This window comes from Flavobacterium branchiicola (genome assembly GCF_018383905.1).
GTDB classification, from domain to species: Bacteria; Bacteroidota; Bacteroidia; order Flavobacteriales; family Flavobacteriaceae; genus Flavobacterium; species Flavobacterium branchiicola.
Window position 1 is genome coordinate 395,031 of the sequence record NZ_JAGYWA010000007.1, and the last position, 19,576, is coordinate 414,606.

At 34.9% G+C, this 19,576-nt stretch carries 12 protein-coding genes; 6 read left to right on the plus strand and 6 right to left on the minus strand.

Annotated features, from left to right (window positions below; translation table 11 throughout):
• Positions 1-69: 69 nt before the first annotated feature.
• From KHA98_RS19040 to KHA98_RS19060, 5 genes are all read right to left on the minus strand, one after another.
• Positions 70-3,075, minus strand: a complete 3,006-nt coding sequence (locus KHA98_RS19040; RefSeq protein WP_213259480.1) for a glycoside hydrolase domain-containing protein — start codon at positions 3,073-3,075, stop codon at positions 70-72.
• A gap of 45 nt (positions 3,076-3,120) precedes the next feature.
• Entirely contained in the window at positions 3,121-4,119 is a 999-nt protein-coding gene (locus KHA98_RS19045; RefSeq protein ID WP_213259481.1) for a c-type cytochrome, read from the minus strand.
• Between the two features lie 157 nt (positions 4,120-4,276).
• Positions 4,277-5,686, minus strand: a complete 1,410-nt coding sequence (locus KHA98_RS19050) for an aryl-sulfate sulfotransferase (RefSeq protein ID WP_213259482.1) — start codon at positions 5,684-5,686, stop codon at positions 4,277-4,279.
• A gap of 99 nt (positions 5,687-5,785) precedes the next feature.
• The gene (locus tag KHA98_RS19055; protein ID WP_213259483.1) at positions 5,786-7,297 is read right to left on the minus strand and encodes a RagB/SusD family nutrient uptake outer membrane protein; all 1,512 of its coding nucleotides are present in this window, start codon (positions 7,295-7,297) and stop codon (positions 5,786-5,788) included.
• 37 nt (positions 7,298-7,334) lie between these two features.
• Positions 7,335-10,430, minus strand: a complete 3,096-nt coding sequence (locus KHA98_RS19060; protein ID WP_213259484.1) for a SusC/RagA family TonB-linked outer membrane protein — start codon at positions 10,428-10,430, stop codon at positions 7,335-7,337.
• A gap of 711 nt (positions 10,431-11,141) precedes the next feature.
• On the opposite strand from KHA98_RS19060, the gene KHA98_RS19065 reads away from it, so the two are divergent.
• A complete protein-coding gene (locus KHA98_RS19065) occupies positions 11,142-11,798 on the plus strand; it encodes a sugar-binding protein (protein ID WP_213259485.1) in 657 nt (218 codons plus the stop codon).
• A 311-nt stretch (positions 11,799-12,109) separates the two neighbouring features.
• Here KHA98_RS19065 and KHA98_RS19070 read toward each other — a convergent pair whose 3' ends face one another.
• A complete protein-coding gene (locus tag KHA98_RS19070; RefSeq protein ID WP_213259486.1) occupies positions 12,110-13,150 on the minus strand; it encodes a LacI family DNA-binding transcriptional regulator in 1,041 nt (346 codons plus the stop codon).
• A gap of 232 nt (positions 13,151-13,382) precedes the next feature.
• Here KHA98_RS19070 and KHA98_RS23055 point away from each other — a divergent pair, with 232 nt between their 5' ends.
• The 5 genes from KHA98_RS23055 (at position 13,383) to KHA98_RS19095 (ending at position 19,400) form a co-directional block, all read left to right on the plus strand.
• Positions 13,383-14,474, plus strand: coding sequence for a mevalonate kinase family protein (locus KHA98_RS23055; protein ID WP_213259487.1), 1,092 nt, complete (start codon positions 13,383-13,385; stop codon positions 14,472-14,474).
• A 10-nt stretch (positions 14,475-14,484) separates the two neighbouring features.
• A complete protein-coding gene (locus tag KHA98_RS19080; RefSeq protein ID WP_213259488.1) occupies positions 14,485-15,360 on the plus strand; it encodes a sugar phosphate nucleotidyltransferase in 876 nt (291 codons plus the stop codon).
• A gap of 172 nt (positions 15,361-15,532) precedes the next feature.
• Positions 15,533-16,906 (plus strand): sugar MFS transporter, encoded by a 1,374-nt coding sequence (locus KHA98_RS19085; RefSeq protein ID WP_246522424.1) that lies wholly within the window; start codon positions 15,533-15,535, stop codon positions 16,904-16,906.
• A gap of 30 nt (positions 16,907-16,936) precedes the next feature.
• Positions 16,937-18,865 carry a glucosamine-6-phosphate deaminase gene (nagB, locus tag KHA98_RS19090; protein ID WP_213259489.1) on the plus strand — a complete coding sequence of 643 codons (1,929 nt, stop codon included), beginning with the start codon at positions 16,937-16,939 and terminating at the stop codon, positions 18,863-18,865.
• A 301-nt stretch (positions 18,866-19,166) separates the two neighbouring features.
• Positions 19,167-19,400 carry a DUF3820 family protein gene (locus KHA98_RS19095; RefSeq protein WP_213259490.1) on the plus strand — a complete coding sequence of 78 codons (234 nt, stop codon included), beginning with the start codon at positions 19,167-19,169 and terminating at the stop codon, positions 19,398-19,400.
• Positions 19,401-19,576: the final 176 nt, after the last annotated feature.

The window sequence follows — 19,576 nt, forward strand, 5'->3', positions numbered from 1 at the left end:
TTCGGGATTGTGGAGATTTCTCCTTCGTCGAAATGACAAACTGCTTGGGACAATCGTTATTGCCGTTAATTATTTCACAATCAACAACCAGCCTTTTCCTTTTGATACCGGGATTTCATCTTTTGCATTAAATGTTTGAGCCGGTTGAAAGTTAAGTACTTCCGGCGCTGTGATTGTAGCTTTTGCAGGATTGATTCCTAGTTTTTTCCAGTCAATGTTCAGTTTTACTTTTGTATCAGCATCAGCCCAGCTTGCGATAGAAATTAAAGCTGTTCCGTTTTTTTTGTAAACTGTTGCCAAAACTTTGTCGTTGTTTGTTTTTACAGGGCAGTTTTCGCTCCAGTATCCGATCATTTCTGAACCTTTAATTCCGAAAGAATCCCATAATTTCCAGATTTGTCTTGGGTCTGCATTGTCGCTCCAAGGTAATCTGTTGGTCATTCCGTAAACCATTCCTCTCCATGGATTTCCGCCATCTTGTAGCATTTCACCCATTAATCCGAAAGGAATTCCGCTTACTTCTGTTAAGAAAAAGTCAGGTTGGTTTTTGTTGTAATCAAAATATTCTCCAAACCATAATTTATTGATGTATGGAAAGTGTTCCATATATAAGTTGGCACTGTTGTTAAAACCATCACTTTTGTTGTATTGGTTTGCACTGTGCAAATCAATAATTCCAGGATGACCGTCTTGCGTAAGTACACGTTTGATACGTTTCATTGTAATTCTGTCAAAAGCAACATCGTCAAGGTAAATTCCGTCGATGCCAACGTTTTGTGTTAACCAGTTCATTCCTTCTACGTAATAGTTATGCCAACGGTTCATACCGCTGTTTACGATTGCAGCATCTTTAATTTCAGGTACAAACCATGCCGCGATATAATCGTCGCCAACATGTTCCTGCAACCAGGAGAATCCGCCTCCTTTTCCTGGAGAATAGATTTCATGACCTAAACTTTTTAGAGCAAATGTTTCATACGCTTTATTTGAAACCTCTCTCACAGTATTGTAGATTTTTACTTTTAAGCCTTTTTCATGTGCTTCATCGATATAAGTTTTCATCTTTTTATATTCAATAAAAGGATAATTGATATAGGGATTAATTGCATTGGCATGGTGAATATTGATTACCGTAGCTCCGGTTTTTGCAATGGTATCGATTGGGCTGTATTTATGGTAAAACTTCGTATCCCATTGAAAATCGGTATTTATGGTATGGAATGGTGTAATTAATAAGTTGAAATTATAATACAATACATCGCCTTTTTTCATTGTTCTTGCACCGCTGTAGGCATTTACCAAAACTGATTTTTGATTTGGTGTAATGGTAATTCCGCCTTTGTTTTCGTTACCCCATGAAGTTGGCAATAATAAAGGTTTTTGTAAATAGAAATTGGTGTTTAACGGACGGCTGTATTTTTCGTCTCTTAAAGAAAATTGTAAACCTGAATTCACATTTCCGATCCATGCTCCATCCTGACTTTTATGCGCTACATCCCATTTCCAGTCAAAAGTTGCAGGACGATCGCCTCCTTTTTGACCTAATCCCATCATGTATTTTGATGCTGATGGCTGCATTGGCAACTGAAAGTTAATGTCATTAAAAGAAACATCTTCAAGTGCTGTAACTTTAACGATGTAATGTACAAAACCATCAAATTCAATAGTCGCATTTACATCCATCTGAACCGATTTTGATGTAGATGTATTTTGCCATGCAACTGTTCCGGCTTCTTTTTTAGTGAAATTAATTCCTGTATTTTTCCAGTCTGTTATTTCTTTTCCTGTTGCATCAACAAAATGAAACGCAATTGGAGCTGTAAGAATATCATTTGCTTTTGTACCCAAAGTAGTCATTTCAGGTGTGAAGTACGTTTGTATTTGTGCGGGAAATCCGTTTGGAGCTAAAGTTAGTTTTCTTCCTAATAAAGAAATTTCAGAACCGTTTACGTTTAATGGAATATATGGAGCAATCACGGTGTTTTCCTGTGCTAAAGTGGAGTTTAACCATTTTAAACGCGTCATTTTCTCCGGACTGTCGATTCCGCCATTTTTAGTTACTTCGTTAGATACTTTTATTTCTAATGTAATTTCTCTTGATTTTCCGTCGGCAACAACTGTAGCTTTTCCGGTATAGGTCCCTGCTGCAGCAGTTTGTGGTACATCAATACCACACCACATAGATTGTACTTTTCCTTTTGAAACCGCAACATTTGCAGTAAAAGGAGTTCCGTCATATTTTACTCCGTCTGTATTAATGCAGCTGATGTCTTTTGCTTCAATTAATGCTCCGTTACCGCTGATTAAATTAGAAAAAGTAACTTTTACATTCTTTAAATCTTCAAGCGCATAAACGCCTAATTGAAATGCTAAATATTCTCCTTTCATTGCAGTATCAGCAAAGCTATTCTGTACGCCTTTCTCAATCCATCTTTGTGGTAAATCAGATTTCATTCTGATGGAATGAAGTCGGTCTTCAGGAAAAACTAAAAATGTATTTCCGCTGTTTTTTGCAATAAGAGCTTTCGTTTCAGCAGCTGTTGCAATTACTTCCATCGGATAAAAACTATTGAAAGCATTTACACTCTGAATCTCTGTTACTGAAGCGTTGTCTTTTATATTAGATTTAATTTTAGATAGCCATTGCGCATCAGCTTTGTCTTGAGGTTTTGCATAAATTCCTTTTGGATAATTTGCAGTTCCTTCGTCAATGTAAGGCATATAATAAACGTAATAAGTTCCTTTTCCTGAAATAGGTTCAAAGAAAATAGTTCCGTTTTCTCTATTAATGTTTTCAGTTTTGATGTTTTGGATTTCTTTTCCTGTTGCGTCCTGAACAATAATCTTTTTTAATTCCGGATTTTCATCTCTTCTTCGCCATTCAATGGTAGTTTTTGCCACATTTCCTGTGCCTGAAAAAGCGACTACAACACGATGATTTCCTAATTGGTTAGGATTCCAGCTGTCGTTTCCGTCTGTATATTTTATCTGGGCAGTTAATGGAATACTGATTGCGAAAACGCATATAATCAATATCCTGCTTAAAAGTGGCTTGTTATTAAAGTTTAGTTTCATTGTATTTTATGTTCAGGTTAAATAGAATAGTCTTGTATTTTGATTTTAGTAAACGGCTTTCCATCCTTGCTTTTTCCAGTAAGCAATAATGGGTTTGTATGGGCCGTATTTATGTTGTTCTTCTGTAAAATTATCACTGAAAGGGCTGTGGGAGTAATCGATAGGTTTGCCCATTTTATTTGGATAATCGAATGTTTTTGGATTGGGTCTTGAATGTATTCTGTCGTCATTTACAAATGCTGCAATATCAAGTGCTTCTTTGTCTGTAAGATACGGTTTGCCCGGAGTTACTTTGTCGTATGGCATATTGTTTTTTAGCCATTGTGCCTGTTTGATAACGCGGTGCATGCTTGAACCGGGCTGGTATCCGTATTCGCCCCAAAGCGGCGGGTAGATGTAACCTGATTTATCTGCATTGTATTGTCCCTCACCATTATTTCCGTGGCAACGGGCGCAATTTTCAACAAATAATGCTTTTCCTCTTTCGGGGCTTGCGGCCACATCCGGAAATTCGATTTCTAAATTTTTAGCCCCTTTAAAATCTCCGTCTTTTGGAACAAATTTGCTGATCCATTTAAAGTAAGATAAAAAAGCAACCATTTCTTTACTGTCAAGCGGAAGCGGTTTTCCTGAATGAGGTCTCATAATACAGTTGTTTACACGTTCAGCAAGTGTAAGTACTTTATTTTCACGGCCTCTGTATTGCGGATAATTATCATGTGATGACAATAAATTGAAGGCATGAGGTTTTGTACCGGCATCCTGATGACAGTTCGTGCAGTTCATTTTGTTACCTAAATATTTCCCGTTTTTACCATCCGGACCAATATAATAGGCTGTTTTCATCATTAATTCTCTTCCGTAACGAACTGATTCACCAAATTGATCGTCAGGAATTTTTGAAGTATCAATTGTGATATATCCTTCTTCATTTTCTTTTTCTTCAAATTTTGAAGCTAAAGTTTGAGAATTTGATTTGGTGCAAGAGTTGAAAACAACCATTGGTAAAGCTGAAAAAAGTGCAATAAGAATTATTTTTTTCATGTTTTGAATTTTTAATCTTGTCATTCTCCTGCGAGGTTTTCCAAACCTTGTAGGTATTCGTTTTATAATTTGCTCTGCATGGTTTTGAAAATCTTGCAGTTATTAGTTTTATAATTAAACCTACAAGGCTTGAAAAACCTTACAGGAAAATCATTCTTTAATTGAGGAGAAATGGTTTCATTTCTTTTTCTTCTATAAACTGTGTGCGATAAGGCGGAATTTCTGATTCTAAAGCCCAAAGTAATACGCCTTTTTTATTCGTTAAAACCGTAATGTGTCTTTTAGAGCAGCAGCACAATATGGCATCTTTGTCTATCATATAAGCGCTTCCCATTCTGTCGTTGTAAATATCTTTTGGTAAATTGATGTGGAAATCCAGTTTTGCCGACTTTGTTTTTTCGTCAATTTTCAATGCAAAAACAGCTGATTGTTTTTTATCTACACCATTATCAAAAAACAGTAAACTTCCTTCCTGATTAATATGTGCGGCATGTGCCTGAGAAAAATTGGTTTCCGGCGCCATTTTCAGGTTTCCGCCTTTTCCTAATTTCCAGATTACTTTTCCGGTTTTAGCATCTACTTTCCAAATTTGGCCGTTGTTGTAAAATGAAATCAGAAAATTTCCATCTGTATCATAGTTTAGACTGTTGGCGTGTGTCCAGTCTTTCTTGGTTTTCAATAAATTTTTATCTTTTAATGGATCTAAATCATCAAAAACGCTCCATTTCCAAATCTGTTTTCCTTTTTTATCTAAAATTAGAATTCCGTCTCCGTTGATGGTGTCTTGTTTTTTTCCTCCAATAGAAGTTAAATCAATAATTTTTTGATCGACAGTTATAGTGACAATTTCATTAGCCGATTTTTTAATGATTTCGTGGTGAATGGTTTGTTTAAAATCACCTTGTCCTTTTTTGATGTGAGTTAAAGTATCTCCCTGTAAATTGATTTCCAGAATTTCACTTCCATAACTTGTTGGTTCGTCATTTGTACCTAAAATGGAAAGAATAGTTTGTTCTTTTGTAAAATGAGTTACTTTAAAACCAGTTCCTTCAAGGGTATGATACCATCTTAAATTTCCTTTGTAATCTACAATATAAGCTGTTCCCGGAGTTTCTCTTTTGGCCAAAAGCATAAATCCTCTTTTGAAATTTTGCGGTAACAATTCCGGTTTCGGACAATTTGCTTTGAATTGTTTCTGAAGCCATTCCGGAAGTTTTCTGGATTTGAAAGTGTAAACCTTGCTTGGAATTTTTTCGCCATCCTGAACCGTAATAAGCTGATAACTATAATTAGTTTCGGGAGTTATATTACAAAGCACTAAAGAATGTTTAAGACCTGATTTTGATATAGGAGATGTTATTTTATTTTTTATTCCTTTTTTATCCGACCAATATTCGGCAAATACCTGCGCATTGTCCTTCGTAGTAACATCGATCTGAATTTTCAGTTCGTTGTTGCTATGAGTCCCAACTGTGATATTTGTGATACCGCCCTGATTTTTGGAACAACTTGCAAAAGCAAGTATAACCAAAATAAAATGCCATTTTAATACTATTTTTTTGATCATCTTAAAGAATTTCTTTGTGAAACAGAAAAGTACTTATTTTGTTTAAAAAAATCAGAAACAGACAGACATTTTAACTGCCTGTTCCTGATTAAGTGTGTTTTATTGTCTGTCGGCGTTACTTAACTTAGGGTTAAGATTTACCTGACTTTGTGGATAAGTATAAAACTTATTTTGCGGCATTTTTATTTGTGCCGGTTCTCCAACTCTTAGGTGATACGCATTTACTAGAACATCATATTTGTTCATTCTGATTAAATCCTGACGACGTTTTCCTTCGTAGAAAAATTCCCATCCTCTTTCTTGTAAAATAGCATCTCTCAGAGAAGCTTGATTATAATCTCCAAGAACTAATAATTTTGCATGAGATCTTCCTTTTACTCTGTTAATTAAATCAATAACTTCAGTGGTTGGTCCGCTAATTTCATTTAAGGCTTCTGCTCGGCTTAACAATACATCAGCATAACGAAGGATGTTTACACTATGTCCGTCATAATAAGTTGTTGTTTCATCATCGGCATATTTTCTTGTTGATACATCCTGCATGTAAAACTCACCTTCTGGCGGTTCTGCTCCCAAGGTTGGTGCTTGTTTGTGTAATAATCCGTCTACACCCATATATTCTGGAAAGAAACATTCTTTTCTCTCGTCTTCATCACCAAAAGTGTTATAGAAATCCCAGTTTACAGTATAATACTGCCATCTGTTTTGTACCACAGGGTGATCAACAGGCCCAAAGTGATTTAATAATTCAGTTCCGTTTGTGTTCGCATCACTAAGAGAAGAGAAAATATTTTCATTACACCATTTGTTGCTTTCTTTAAATAAACCTAGATAAGTTGGATAAAGGCTGTATTGGTTTAAATCCATTACTTGCTGTGTTAAAGTCACTACTTTTTGCCAGTCATGACTGCGCATATACAATTTAGCCAATAAAGTAAGTGCCGCACCTTTAGTAGCACGTCCAACATCATTGGTACTATAAATAGCATTGTTTTGATAGTTAACAGGCAATACAGCAGCAGCTTCAGTTAATTCTTTAATAATAAAAGCATCAATCTCTTCCACAGATGAAGGAGGAGTCTGATCTAAATAACCAGGGTTCCCTAAATTAGCTTCTGTAATTAAAATTACAGGCCCCCAAGAATCTGTTAAATCCATATAAGCCGAACATCTTAAAAACTTAGCCTCGGCAAGGAATTGTGCTTTTTCTTCTGCCGAAATTCCAGTCATTGGTGTGATGTTGAAAATAGCATTATTGGCATTCGCAATTAATTTGTACATCGCAAGCCAGTCTTCTTCAAGTAATCCGTTTGTAGAACTCCAGGTTCCCAAAGATAATTGTCCCGGATCTCCACCAAACTGGCAGTGTCCTAAATCTGTAGCAATATCTGTCAAAGCAAAGTGACGTGTAGCCCAATACGAGAAGTTATCACCTACAGAGGGACCTTTTAGACGGCCATAAATTGCATTTATAGAAGCAACGGCATCAGACTTTGTCTGGTATCCATTAGTATTGGTTAAATTACTATATACTACAGGATCAAGATCCTGATTGCATGAGAACTGTGCTCCCGCAACTAGTAATAGTAATAATAGTGTATGTTTTTTCATTTTAATAAATTTAATGTTACTAAAAAAGCTTTTTAGACTAGTGTATTGCTACTTTAATACCCAAAATAAATGTTCTGGAAGCCGGGAAGGAGTTAAAGTCAATTCCTCCGCCTAAGTTTTGAGCTGTTGCTGTAGAAGTGTGTCCGTTTACCTCAGGATCATTTCCTGAATAATTAGTGATCGTAAGTAAATTTTGCCCGATAGCATATAATCTGATGCTGTCAATAAATTTAGCTTGTTTTAATACGCTCTCCGGAATTGAGTATCCTATAGAGACATTTTTTAAACGCAGGTAAGACGCTTCTTCAACAAATTTTGAATTTACATAACTACCGTATTTACTTTTGTAGTAACCATCTCTTGGAATGTCGGTATTTTCATTTGTTCCGGCCACCCAACGATTTAATGCATCAGTACTTGTAGACGATTCTCCAACCATAGCTGTCATATTGTATACAGAGTAATCAAAAGCGCCTTGGAAAAAGATATTCAAATCAAAATTTCCATATCTGAAATCATTGTTTATACCGGCAATATAATGAGGTACTGAATTTCCTAAATAAGTTCTGTCTCCCGCTGTAATTGCCCCATCGCCATCAACATCTTCATATTTTGGATCTCCCGGTTTAGACAAAGGTTGTGGAGCATATGTTTCTCCGGATTTTATTACTCCTGCATATTTATAGCCGTATAAAATTCCCATTTCTTTTCCTGGCTCTAATCTAGTAAACTCTTGTCCTGAAACAGTTCCACTTGGATTTGAAGTGTTTACACTAATAATTTTAACGTTATCTGAAAGTGCTACCACTTCTTGTTTGTTGTAAGCCAGATTTAAAGAACTAGTCCATAAAAATTTATCATTTTTGAAATTTACAGTACTAATTCCTAACTCAATTCCTTTATTATCTATAGTTCCAGAGTTAACAGTTTGTGTTTTAAAACCCCACCATCCGCCAACCGGAACATTTAAAAGCGCATCTGTCGTTCTTTTTTTGTACACATCAATTGTTGCTGTAAGTCTGTCATTAAAGAATCCCATATCTACCCCAATATTGGTTTGTGCCTGCTGTTCCCATTTTAAATCTGGATTTGGCAAGTTAACAGGCTCTGTACCACTTGATATACCGTCTGTATTAACAGATGCTCCCCATGAAGCTAATCGACTCATATAAGCATAATCACCAATACCGTCACTTCCTGTAATACCATAACTGGCTCTTAATTTAAGTTCAGAAAAAGTATTTAAGTTTTGAATAAAAGGCTCATTCGACATTTTCCATGCAACAGCTCCAGAAGGGAAAATTCCGAATTTATTGTTTGGTCCAAAACGAGAAGAACCGTCTTTTCTTATTGTAAAAGTTGCAAGGTATTTGTCATTAAATGAGTAGTTTAACCTTCCGAAATAAGAAGTAAGTTTTGTTTCTTGTTTTTGAGTTTCAGGTTTTAGATAAATCGCTGCACCTTCAAGATTGTAATAAGTAAGCAAATCGTTAGAAAAACCTGTTCCTGCTGCTTTTACTCTCTCGTAAGTATCTTTTTGGTTCGAAGTTCCAATCATGGCAGTTACTGCATGTTCTTTTATTGCAAACTTATAAGTAAGATATTGTTCTGTAGTCCATCTGAAATAAGTTTTATTCTCTTCAGATCCTGAACCTTTTAATGCAGCTCCTGCTACCAATGTACTTGGAGTATATTTACCCTGAATATTTTCCTGCCATTCAGCTCCTGCACCAAAATGATACGTTAAGTTTTTGATGATTTCATAATCCAAAAACATGTTTCCGTTTACCAGTCTGTTGATAGTGTGGTCAGTAGGTTCTAGTAATAGCGCCAAAGCATTGTCTTTACCTTGGTATTTATAATAAGAACCATCTGCATTATAAATTGGAATAGTTGGAGGAGCAGTCTGGATAGAAAACATTGGAGATAAAATATTGTCTCCAAAATCACTATTATGACCTTCACTGGCAGCACCATAAACATTGGTTCCGATATTTAATTTATCATTAAATCTTTTTTCGGCACCCATTCTTACGCTATATCTTTCAAAATCAGTGTTTTCAATAGCTCCCGTTTGTTTGATGTAATTTCCTGATAAGAAAAATTTAGAGGTTTTATCGCTTCCGCTAAAAGTCAACGATCTGTTTAATACTTCACCCGGACGTGTTGCTGCAGCAAACCAATTGGTATTTGCAACTGGAAAACTCACCGGAAAAACTGGTGGTCGTCCGTTTTCAGAAGCAAGCGCATTTTGAAAATCAGCATATTGTTGTCCGCTCATCAATGATGGCTCTTTTATAATATTTTGAAAACCATCAGAGATTTCAGCCTCAACTTGTAATTTTCCTAATTTTCCTTTTTTAGTTGTAATAATAATAACCCCATTTCCTCCTCTTGAACCATAAATTGCAGTAGAAGCGGCATCCTTTAGAATCTGAATATTTTCGATGTCATTTGGACTAATTTGTGCACCTGTGCTGGTAATAAAACCGTCAACAACATATAATGGAGCGTTAGAGGTATTAATAGAGTTTCCACCTCTAATTACCACTGTAGGAGTGCTTCCCGGAGCATAGCTATTTTGCTGTACCTGAATCCCTGAGGCACGACCTTGTAAAGCCTGACCAACATTTGAAACCGTACCGCCTAAGTTTAAATTGTCTTTTCCAACAGAAGCAACAGATCCTGTAAGATCTTTTTTCTTCGCTTTTCCGTATCCAATAACAACTTCATCCAGTTTTTGACCAGCTTCCTTCATTACGATTTTTAGCGGAGAATTTCCAATAGTAACTTCCTGATCTTCCATACCAATGTAAGTAATGACCAATTTAGTTACATTGTCAGCCACAGTAATGGCAAAACTTCCGTCAACATCTGTCTGAACACCTTTATTTGTTCCTTTAACCACAACATTTACACCCGGAAGAGGTAAACCATTCTGATCTGTAACAGTACCTTTTATCGTTTTTTCAAAAAACAATGCAGTTTTATTTTTGGCAGACGCATTTATTGATGAAGCCGCCGGAGCCTGAAATGTAAAAACTAATAACGATAAAAGTGTTAGTTTGAATTCTTTTCCGGATAAATTGTTAATCCGAAAATCTCTTGGCTTTTTTTGGGTTAATAATTTCATACTTAAAATTGGTTTTGGTTAATGTTTAATTGTTTTTCGTTGTTTGTAGGTTTTGGATTTCTTTTTTAATTCCGGAACTCATTTTTGTTTTTTAATGACGTGTATTTGAATTATTTTTTTTCGAAAATCCTCTTTCCTTTTTTAATCCAAAAGATGGGTTATTTCGTTTCATTTTATCTGTTTTTGAAGGCTCAAAATCGACTAAAATTTTCCTGAATTAACTTAGTTTTAAGATTAATACAGGACGAAACTATAGATTATATTTTTATAAAACAAGAAAAAACACAAAAAATGTGCTCGAACACACAAAATTAATGTTCTCGAGCACATAAAATTGTTCGAAACGTTTTTTTTGACTTAAAATGATGTGATTTTTATAATATATTTTGGAAATAAAAGGTACTCTGTATTTGATAGGTTTTTATACGGAATTGTTATTTAATTGAAGAATAAATAAGGTTTGATTAAAATCTTGTGAATTTCGCAATCAGGAAAACTAAATAATAAAAATTAAACAGTGTTTTCTTATGGGTTTATTTTTGGATTATAAGTAATTTGACTCTTTTTTATTTCTTATTTAAGAAGGTTTTTTTTCTTAAAATTTAGACTATCTTGGTGAGCATAAAAAAACAGTAAAAAAAGAGGTTAAATCTGAGGTCATTTTCAGTTTGATCAGAAACCAAAAATTAACAAAAATTTAGAGTCAATATAATGAAAGAATATCAGGTAGTTTTGATCGATAAAAATGGTATAAATGAGGACGAAATTTTAGATTCTTCTCTTTGGGAAAATGCAAATTGTTTAGCTGATTTTTCTTCTCCGTGGAAAAATGATCCGATTTCCAAAATCGAATTTCGGGCACTTTGGGATTTTGAAAATCTCTATTTTAATTTCCGCGTTTTTGATACGGATATTTATATCGATCAAAAAGATAATAGTATTGATAGTATCGGAAATTCGGATAGAGTGGAGCTCTTTTTTAGAGCAAATGATGCTTTAGATCCATATTATTGTCTGGAAATAGATACTTCAGCAAGAGTAATGGATTTTAAAGCACAACCGGATAAGAATTTTGATTTTAATTGGGATTGGCCAAAAGAGGATTTGAAATTGAGTGTCTCAAAAGATAAAGTTTCTTTTACTGTTGGAGGCAAAATAAGTATAGCGTCTTTAAATGAATTGAATTTAATTCACGATAATACTATCGAAACGGGGGTTTACAGAGCTAAATTTTCTAAAGCTGAAAATCAAAACTATGAACCAACCTGGATCACCTGGGTTGACCCAAATACCGAAACTCCAAATTTTCATATTGCATCTTCTTTTGGGAAATTCGTTTTGGAAGGTTCTAAGGTACTAAGAGGCTAAGGTATTAAGGGGTTAGAGTGATTTTTGCCCACGGATTTTACGGATTAAACGGGTTTGCACGGGTTGTTTTTAGTTTTTGCAAAAAAAATGCAACATAAATCTGTTTAATCTGTTTAATCTGCGAGCCATTTTTTGCCAGCATCATCACAAAGTTAAAAAAAAGAAAGCAGTGTGAATCCGTTTAATCCGTACAATCTGTGTGCTATTTTTTAATCAATATTTACAGAAGTCTAGACGCACACAGTTTACAAAGAAACCAGCGTAAACCCGTTCAATATGTAAAATCCGTGTGCTATTATTCGCGAAACTATTTAAGAAACATAAAAAGAAGCATTCTCAACATTAATAATATCGATTGGTAATAATATAGTATCCGGAATTTCTTTTCTAAATAAAAAGTGATCTACTAAAGTACTGACTCCCAAATAAGCTTGTCTCTTTTGATTTTGGTGAATTAAGAAATGCAACAATCCGTCATTCAGGAAATTGACATTTTTCTCAATTAAATCATAGCCAATCAATGCAATCTTTTTATTTTTGAAAGAAGATAAAATCGTTGCAATCTGATACGCTTTTGAAGTGGTGATAAAAATTCCGCTTAAATCCGGGTTCTCTTCCAAAAAAGCTGCAAATTTTGTTTCGATATTGGAGTTTTTTAGTTTTAAAGTCATTAAAGAGAAATCAGAAAGATTCTTTTCTTCAAAGTAATTCCTGAAACCTTTTTCCTTTTCCTGCATGTGAACAGCGTTCTTAAGGCTTTCATCAATATGAATAATAGCAAGTTGTCCTTTAGGTAAAATCAGTTTCATTAAACTGGCAGCGACACGTCCGCTTTTGTATAAGTCCTGACCGACAAAACTTTTAATTGACGAAGACTCCACCTGATTATTAAACGTATTAACCATAATACCCAGTTCATCATATTGTTTGATAATCTCGATAGTTTCTTTATGAAATAACGGAGCTAATAAAACCGCATCAGGTGATTTTTCAACAATCGTTTCGTGGGTTTTCAGAAAAGATTTTTTGCTTTCAGGATTAAAATAATGTGTTTCGATAACCACACTATAAGCTTTAAATTCGGCAATAGCATCCTGAATTCCGTTAACGCATGGAAGCCAATAGGGGTCAATTTCAGGATCCGGCAATAAAACACAAATACGATAAACTTTGGTACTTTTTAGGTTTCTGGCAATTAAGTTGGGTTCGTAATCAATCACATTCAAAACCTCATTGATTTTTTCAAGCGCCGTAGGAGAAACCTTTCCTCTGTTGTGCAGAACCCGATCGACAGTTCCTTTAGAAACTCCGGCCATTTTTGCAATATCCTTTATCGTGTACTTCTTATCCATATAAGCAAATATAAAAACTTTGATTTAATTATGGGAAAAAACTTTACTGAAATAACATTGTGTGCTCGAGAACATTTTTTCAGTGTGTTCGAGCACATTTTTTGCTTTTTTCTTGTTTTATCAAAATATAATCTATAGTTTCGTAAAATCAAAACCGAAAATATAAAACAAATTTATAACCAAAAAATATTGTAATTATTTGAATTACAATATTTTAACGCACAATTTTTAAGTGAAAAAAATTACTTCATTAGCCCCGGGCCGAACGTGTCTCTTCGGAGATCATCAGGACTATTTAGGATTGCCCGTTATAGCATGTGCTATAAATCGAAATATACGGCTATCTGCAGTGCAAAATAAGACCAGCACATTTGTTATTAATATGATTGATATTAATGAAATTCGTGTGATCGATATTAATGCCGTTTTTGAAAAGCTCGAACCACGTGATTATTTTGCGTCATCCTTGCGTGTCTTACGCAGACATGGCTGCATTCCCAACGTTGGTTACGATATTACCATTACAGGAGATATTCCAATTAATTCAGGAACATCAAGTTCTTCAGCTTTATTAATGGCGTGGATTCGCTTTTTAATTGCCGCTTTTGGAGTCGATGATGAAGTGACTTGCGAATTTATTGCAAAGATCGGATATGCTTCTGAAGTTCTGGAACATGGTGAACCGGGCGGAATGATGGATCATTTTAGTATAGGTGTAGGGAATATTGTTTATATCAATACCAAAGATCCTTTTTCGTACCGTTCTGTTGGTACTGAGTTAAAAGGTTTAATTACAGGAGTTTCCGGAGTTCCAAAAGAAACGATTGGCTTGATTGGAGAACTAAAAGGAAATGCTTTAATGGCGATTGATCTTGTCAAGCAAAGTTATCCTGATTTTGATTTAAATGCTTCTGAAATTCAGGATGTTGACCGTTATAAAAATTGCCTTCCGGATCGTTTGATTCCGTTTTTTGAAGCAGCTTTAAAAAATTACCATTACACAAAAGAAGCTTTAAAAGAGTTCGAAAAACCAGTTTTAGATCTTAAAAAAATTGGAGAATTGATGAACGAGCATCATACTGTTCTGAGAGATTTATTGAAAATTACCGTTCCAAGAATCGACGATATGGTAAATGCAGCGCTACGAGCAGGTGCTTATGGTGCTAAAATTGTCGGATCTGGAGGTGGAGGAAGCATTGTTGTAATAGCTGATCCTAAAAAAGAGCAGCAGGTTATTGATGCTATTTTGCAGGCAGGCGCTCAGGAAGCCTATGCTGTGAGTGTAGATCCGGGCGTTCGAATTATAGAAAATATTGAAATTTAGAGAAATAAGTATGCACAATAATTTAGTTATTCTTGCTGGTGGCGCATCATCACGCATGAAAAAAGAAGCTGTTTTAGATAATTTATCTCCGGAAGAAATTGCACAGGCAAACGAAAGAAGCAAAGGCCTTATCGGGGTAGGGTCGAGCGGGAGACCATTATTGGATTATTTGTTATTAAACGCCAAAAAAGCAGGTTACAAGAGCATTTATATCATTATTGGAGAACAAGGAGCGTTATTTAAAGAGTTCTACGGAAATCAAAATAGTAATAATGATTTTCATGGTCTCAATATTTCATTTGCCGTGCAATATATTCCAGAGGGAAGAGTAAAGCCATTTGGAACCGCAGATGCTTTGTTTCAGGCAGTAGAGCAGTTTCCGGAGCTTAATACGCAGGAATATTCAGTTTGCAACAGTGATAATTTATATTCTGCTAAGGCATTACTTGCATTGCGCGAAACTACAAGTCCAAACGCTTTTATCAGTTATGATCGTGATGCTATGGAGTTTCCTTTGGAGCGAATTTCGCGTTTTGCGATTGCTAAATTGGATGAAAATAATCAGCTTTTAGATATTTTAGAAAAGCCAACAGCTGAAGATTTAGAACATTATAAAGATGTCGACGGAAAAATCAGGGTAAGTATGAATGCCTTTAAATTTAACGGAAAAACATTATATCCGCATCTTAAAAACTGTCCTGTTCATCCGGAAAGAGACGAGAAAGAATTGCCGACAGTGCTTTTAAATTCAGTAAAAGAACATCCTAATACCACCTTAGGAATTCCGTTTTCAGAACATGTTCCGGACCTTACTGCAAAAGAAGATATTGCTGAAGTTAAAGCCTATTTAAAAGAGCATTATCCGGTGTTAAACTGGGAAAATTAAAAATTAACAAAAAATTTATATCTAAATAAGAGATTGGTACTATTTAATACGCTACTTTTGTCAATGCAAAAAAAATGCAGAAAATTGCATAAAAAATGCAAAGCAATTTATAAAGTGTTGATTCTATTTAGATTTAAAGAAAAAAATCTATTAACAATTAACCAAAAGTATTATGTCAAACATTGAAAGTGCCATACAGATAAATAAAAGGAGCGCCATTATTCCGATGGTAATCCTGACTGCTTTGTTTTTTATTCTCGGATTTGTGACCTGGTTAAACGGGCCGCTTATTCCGTTTTTTGAGCTTGCCTGCGAACTGACTTCTTCGCAAGCTTATTTTGTAACTTTTGCTTTTTACATTGCCTATTTTGTTATGGCCATTCCTTCTTCATGGATTATTGAAAAAGTAGGCTATAAAAACGGAATTTCATTAGGATTACTGATTATCGCATGCGGTGCTTTTATTTTTTATCCCGCAGCAGAAAGTCGTACCTTTTTATTGTTTTTAATTGCGCTTTTTGTAATGGGAACTGGATTGGCAATTTTGCAAACTGCTTCAAATCCTTATGTAGTTGTAATTGGACCGCGCGAAAGTGCTGCAGCCCGAATAAGTGTATTAGGAATCGCTAATAAACTGGCAGGATTTGTGGCGCCAATTATTTTAACAGCTTTGGTTTTGTCTAATATGCAGGATTTTACAGCAGACAAAATCGCAATGTTGGATTCGGTTGCAAAATCAAATGCTTTAAATTCTCTTGCATTGCAATTACAAAGACCTTATCTTTATATGGGATTGATAATTACGGTTTTAGCTTTTTTAGTTAAGCTTTCACCACTTCCTGAAATTGATTTGGATGAAGATGGAAATGTGGCGCATCTGAGTATTTTTAAGCAAATTAGAAATGCATTAAGACGTCCGCAATTGGTTTTAGGAGTAATTACTTTAATGTTATATCTGGCTGCCGAAGTTTTAGCCGGAGATTCTATTGGAGGTTTCGGAAAACAATTGGGCGTTTATGGTGAAGAAGGTAATTTTTATTTAAAACTAACCTCCTTTACAATGTCTGCAATGGTTGTTGGATATATATTAGGTATAACGCTGATTCCAAAATACCTTTCGCAGGTTACAGCTTTAAAAGGATCTGGAATTTTAGGAGTGATTTTAGTTTTAGCAATTGTTGTGATTTCCCCAAAAGCAATGATTCAGTTACCGGGAATTCCAAATTTACCAATTGTAATTCTTTTAGTGGCATTATTAGGTTTAGCAAACGCACTTTGCTGGCCGGCAATCTGGCCAATGGCATTGGAAGATTTAGGAGGTTACACTAAAATAGGAAGCGCAATTTTAATTATGGGAATTATAGGTGGTGCTATTTTTCCTTTGTTATACGGTTTAATTACCGAAACCATAAATACATCAAATATCGCAGCTGGTACGCAGGGAATTTCAAGAAGTGGAAATCAGTTGGCTTATTTAATGCTTTTACCATCTTATTTAATGATCCTTTTTTATGCAGTAAAAGGACATAAATACAGAAGATGGTAGTTTAATGAGAAATTAAAAATAAACTATATCATGTTAAAAAGTAAAATCGACAAAGCAACAGGGTTCGAAAAACGATTCGAAAACATCAATACAGTTGTTTTTGAAAATTCTTCTGAGGCTTCAAAAGCAGTAGCTCAGGAAATTGCAGCATTAATTCAATCCAAGCAAAAGGAAAATCTTCCTTGTATTTTAGGATTGGCTACGGGTTCTTCTCCAAAAGGATTATATGCTGAATTGGTTCGTCTTCATAAAGAAGAGGGCTTGAGTTTTAAAAACGTAATTAGCTTCAATCTGGATGAATATTATCCGATGGAGCCAAATTCAATCAACAGTTATGTTCGTTTCATGAAAGAACTTTTGTTTGATCATGTCGATATTTTACCTGAAAACGCTCACGTTCCGGACGGACTTTTAAACAAGGAACAAATTGCAGATTATTGCCATGAATATGAAGCTAAAATCGAAGCTTTAGGCGGAATTGATTTGCAGGTTCTTGGAATTGGTGGAAACGGACATATCGGTTTCAACGAATCTGGTTCACTTCAAAACTCTAAAACTCGTTTAGTAGCTTTAGATCACATTACAAGAGTTGCGGCAAGTAAAGATTTCTTCGGATTAAATAATACACCAAGAACAGCAATTACACTTGGGGTTAAGAAAATCATGGAAGCAAAAAGAGTAATCTTATTGGCTTGGGGAGAAGGAAAAGCAAGTATTGTAAAAAGATCTGTTGAGGATGAAGTTACCAACAGAGTTCCTGCATCATTTTTGCAAGAGCACAACAATGCTGTTTTTATTTTAGATAAAGAAGCTTCTTCAAAACTAACAAGAATAAATAAACCTTGGTTGGTTGAGAAAATTGTCTGGACAGATAAATTAACTCGTAAAGCAGTTTTAGGGTTGGCATTAGATCTTAAAAAACCAATTTTAATGCTTACAGATGCTGATTATATCGAGAATGGAATGAGCGATTTATTAGCAGATTCTGGTCCGGCGTATGATATCAATATCAAGATTTTCAATAAATTACAAAATACAATTACAGGTTGGCCAGGTGGAAAACCAAATTCAGACGATTCAAACCGCCCAGAAAGAGCAGAGCCAGCTAAAAAACGCGTACTAATTTTTAGCCCGCACCCGGATGATGATATTATTAGTATGGGAGGAACTTTTATGCGTTTGCAAGAGCAAGGGCATGAAGTACACGTAGCGTACCAAACTTCTGGAAATATTGCAGTTGCTGATGATGAAGCGTTGCGTTTTGCAAGATTCGTAATTGATTACAACGAAAAATTCGGAATCAAAAGCGAGGAAGCAGATAACATCTACCAAAAAGCACAAACATTTTTAGAGAATAAAAAGAATAGTGAAATTGATATTCCTGAAGTGCGTTATATTAAAGGTTTAATCAGAAAAGGTGAGGCGAGAGCAACAAGTCATTTTGTTGGTTTGCCGGATTCTCAAATTCATTTTATGGAATTGCCTTTCTACGAAACTGGAACAATCGAGAAAAAACCAATCGGACTAGAAGATATTCAGTTGACGGTTGATTTAATTGAAAAAATTAAGCCACACCAAATTTATGCAGCAGGAGATTTAGCAGATCCACATGGAACGCACAAAGTTTGTCTGGATGCTATTTTTGAAGCAGTAAAAGTTTTAAAACCAAAAGAATTCATGAACGACTGTTGGTTATGGTTGTACCGTGGAGCTTGGCAGGAATGGGGAATTGATGAAGTTGAAATGGCTGTACCAATGAGTCCGGATCAGGTTTTATCAAAACGTCATGGAATCTTCAAACACCAGTCTCAAAAAGACGGAGTTGTTTTTCAGGGAACAGATGCGAGAGAGTTCTGGCAAAGAGCTGAAGACAGAAACCGCGAAACTGCTGCTTTATATCACCAGTTAGGTTTAGCAACTTATGCGGCGATGGAAGCTTTTGTGAGATGGCACTACTAAAAAGGTTCTAAGGTTCTGAGATGCTAAGGTTCTAAGTTTTTTTCTTAGCCTTTTAGGGAATTAGCGACAAGTTTAAATTATAATTTTGAAGCAGGAAGAGAGACCGAAAGTTGGTTCTTTTTTCTTGCTTCTTTTTTTTAGATGCTAAGTTGCTAAGGTTCTTAGATGCTAAGTTTTTTAATTTATGATAATCATTTTAATCTGTGGCAAAAGAAAAAATAAGTGATAGTTTTGCATATAATTGAATTAAGTGCAGCAATCTATTTTCTTTCATCTGGCATCTTTCTTCTCGTAAAAAAAAATGGAACAAGACAAAAAACTTCTCATTAAATTAGCGCACACCAAAATGCCTTTCGGGAAATACGAAGGTCGATTTTTAATTGATTTACCTGAATACTATGTCGTTTGGTATTATAATAAAGGTTTTCCAAAAGGAGAGTTAGGACAGCAATTACAGCTTATTTACGAATTAAAACTGAATGGATTAGAAGAGTTAATTCGCAATATTAAAAAGCAATATCCAAAGCCAATATAAAATAGTAAGAAAAATCTTTGGAAGTTTGATTTTTTTTATATAAGTTTGAAATACAAAATATTATAATTTCTTAAAACAAAATGATACCACAGAATTCAAGCCTGAATTCGTTAATGTGTACAAGTCATTGTTTTTAGATTATAATATTTTTTTTTGTTTAAAAACATCTTTAAATA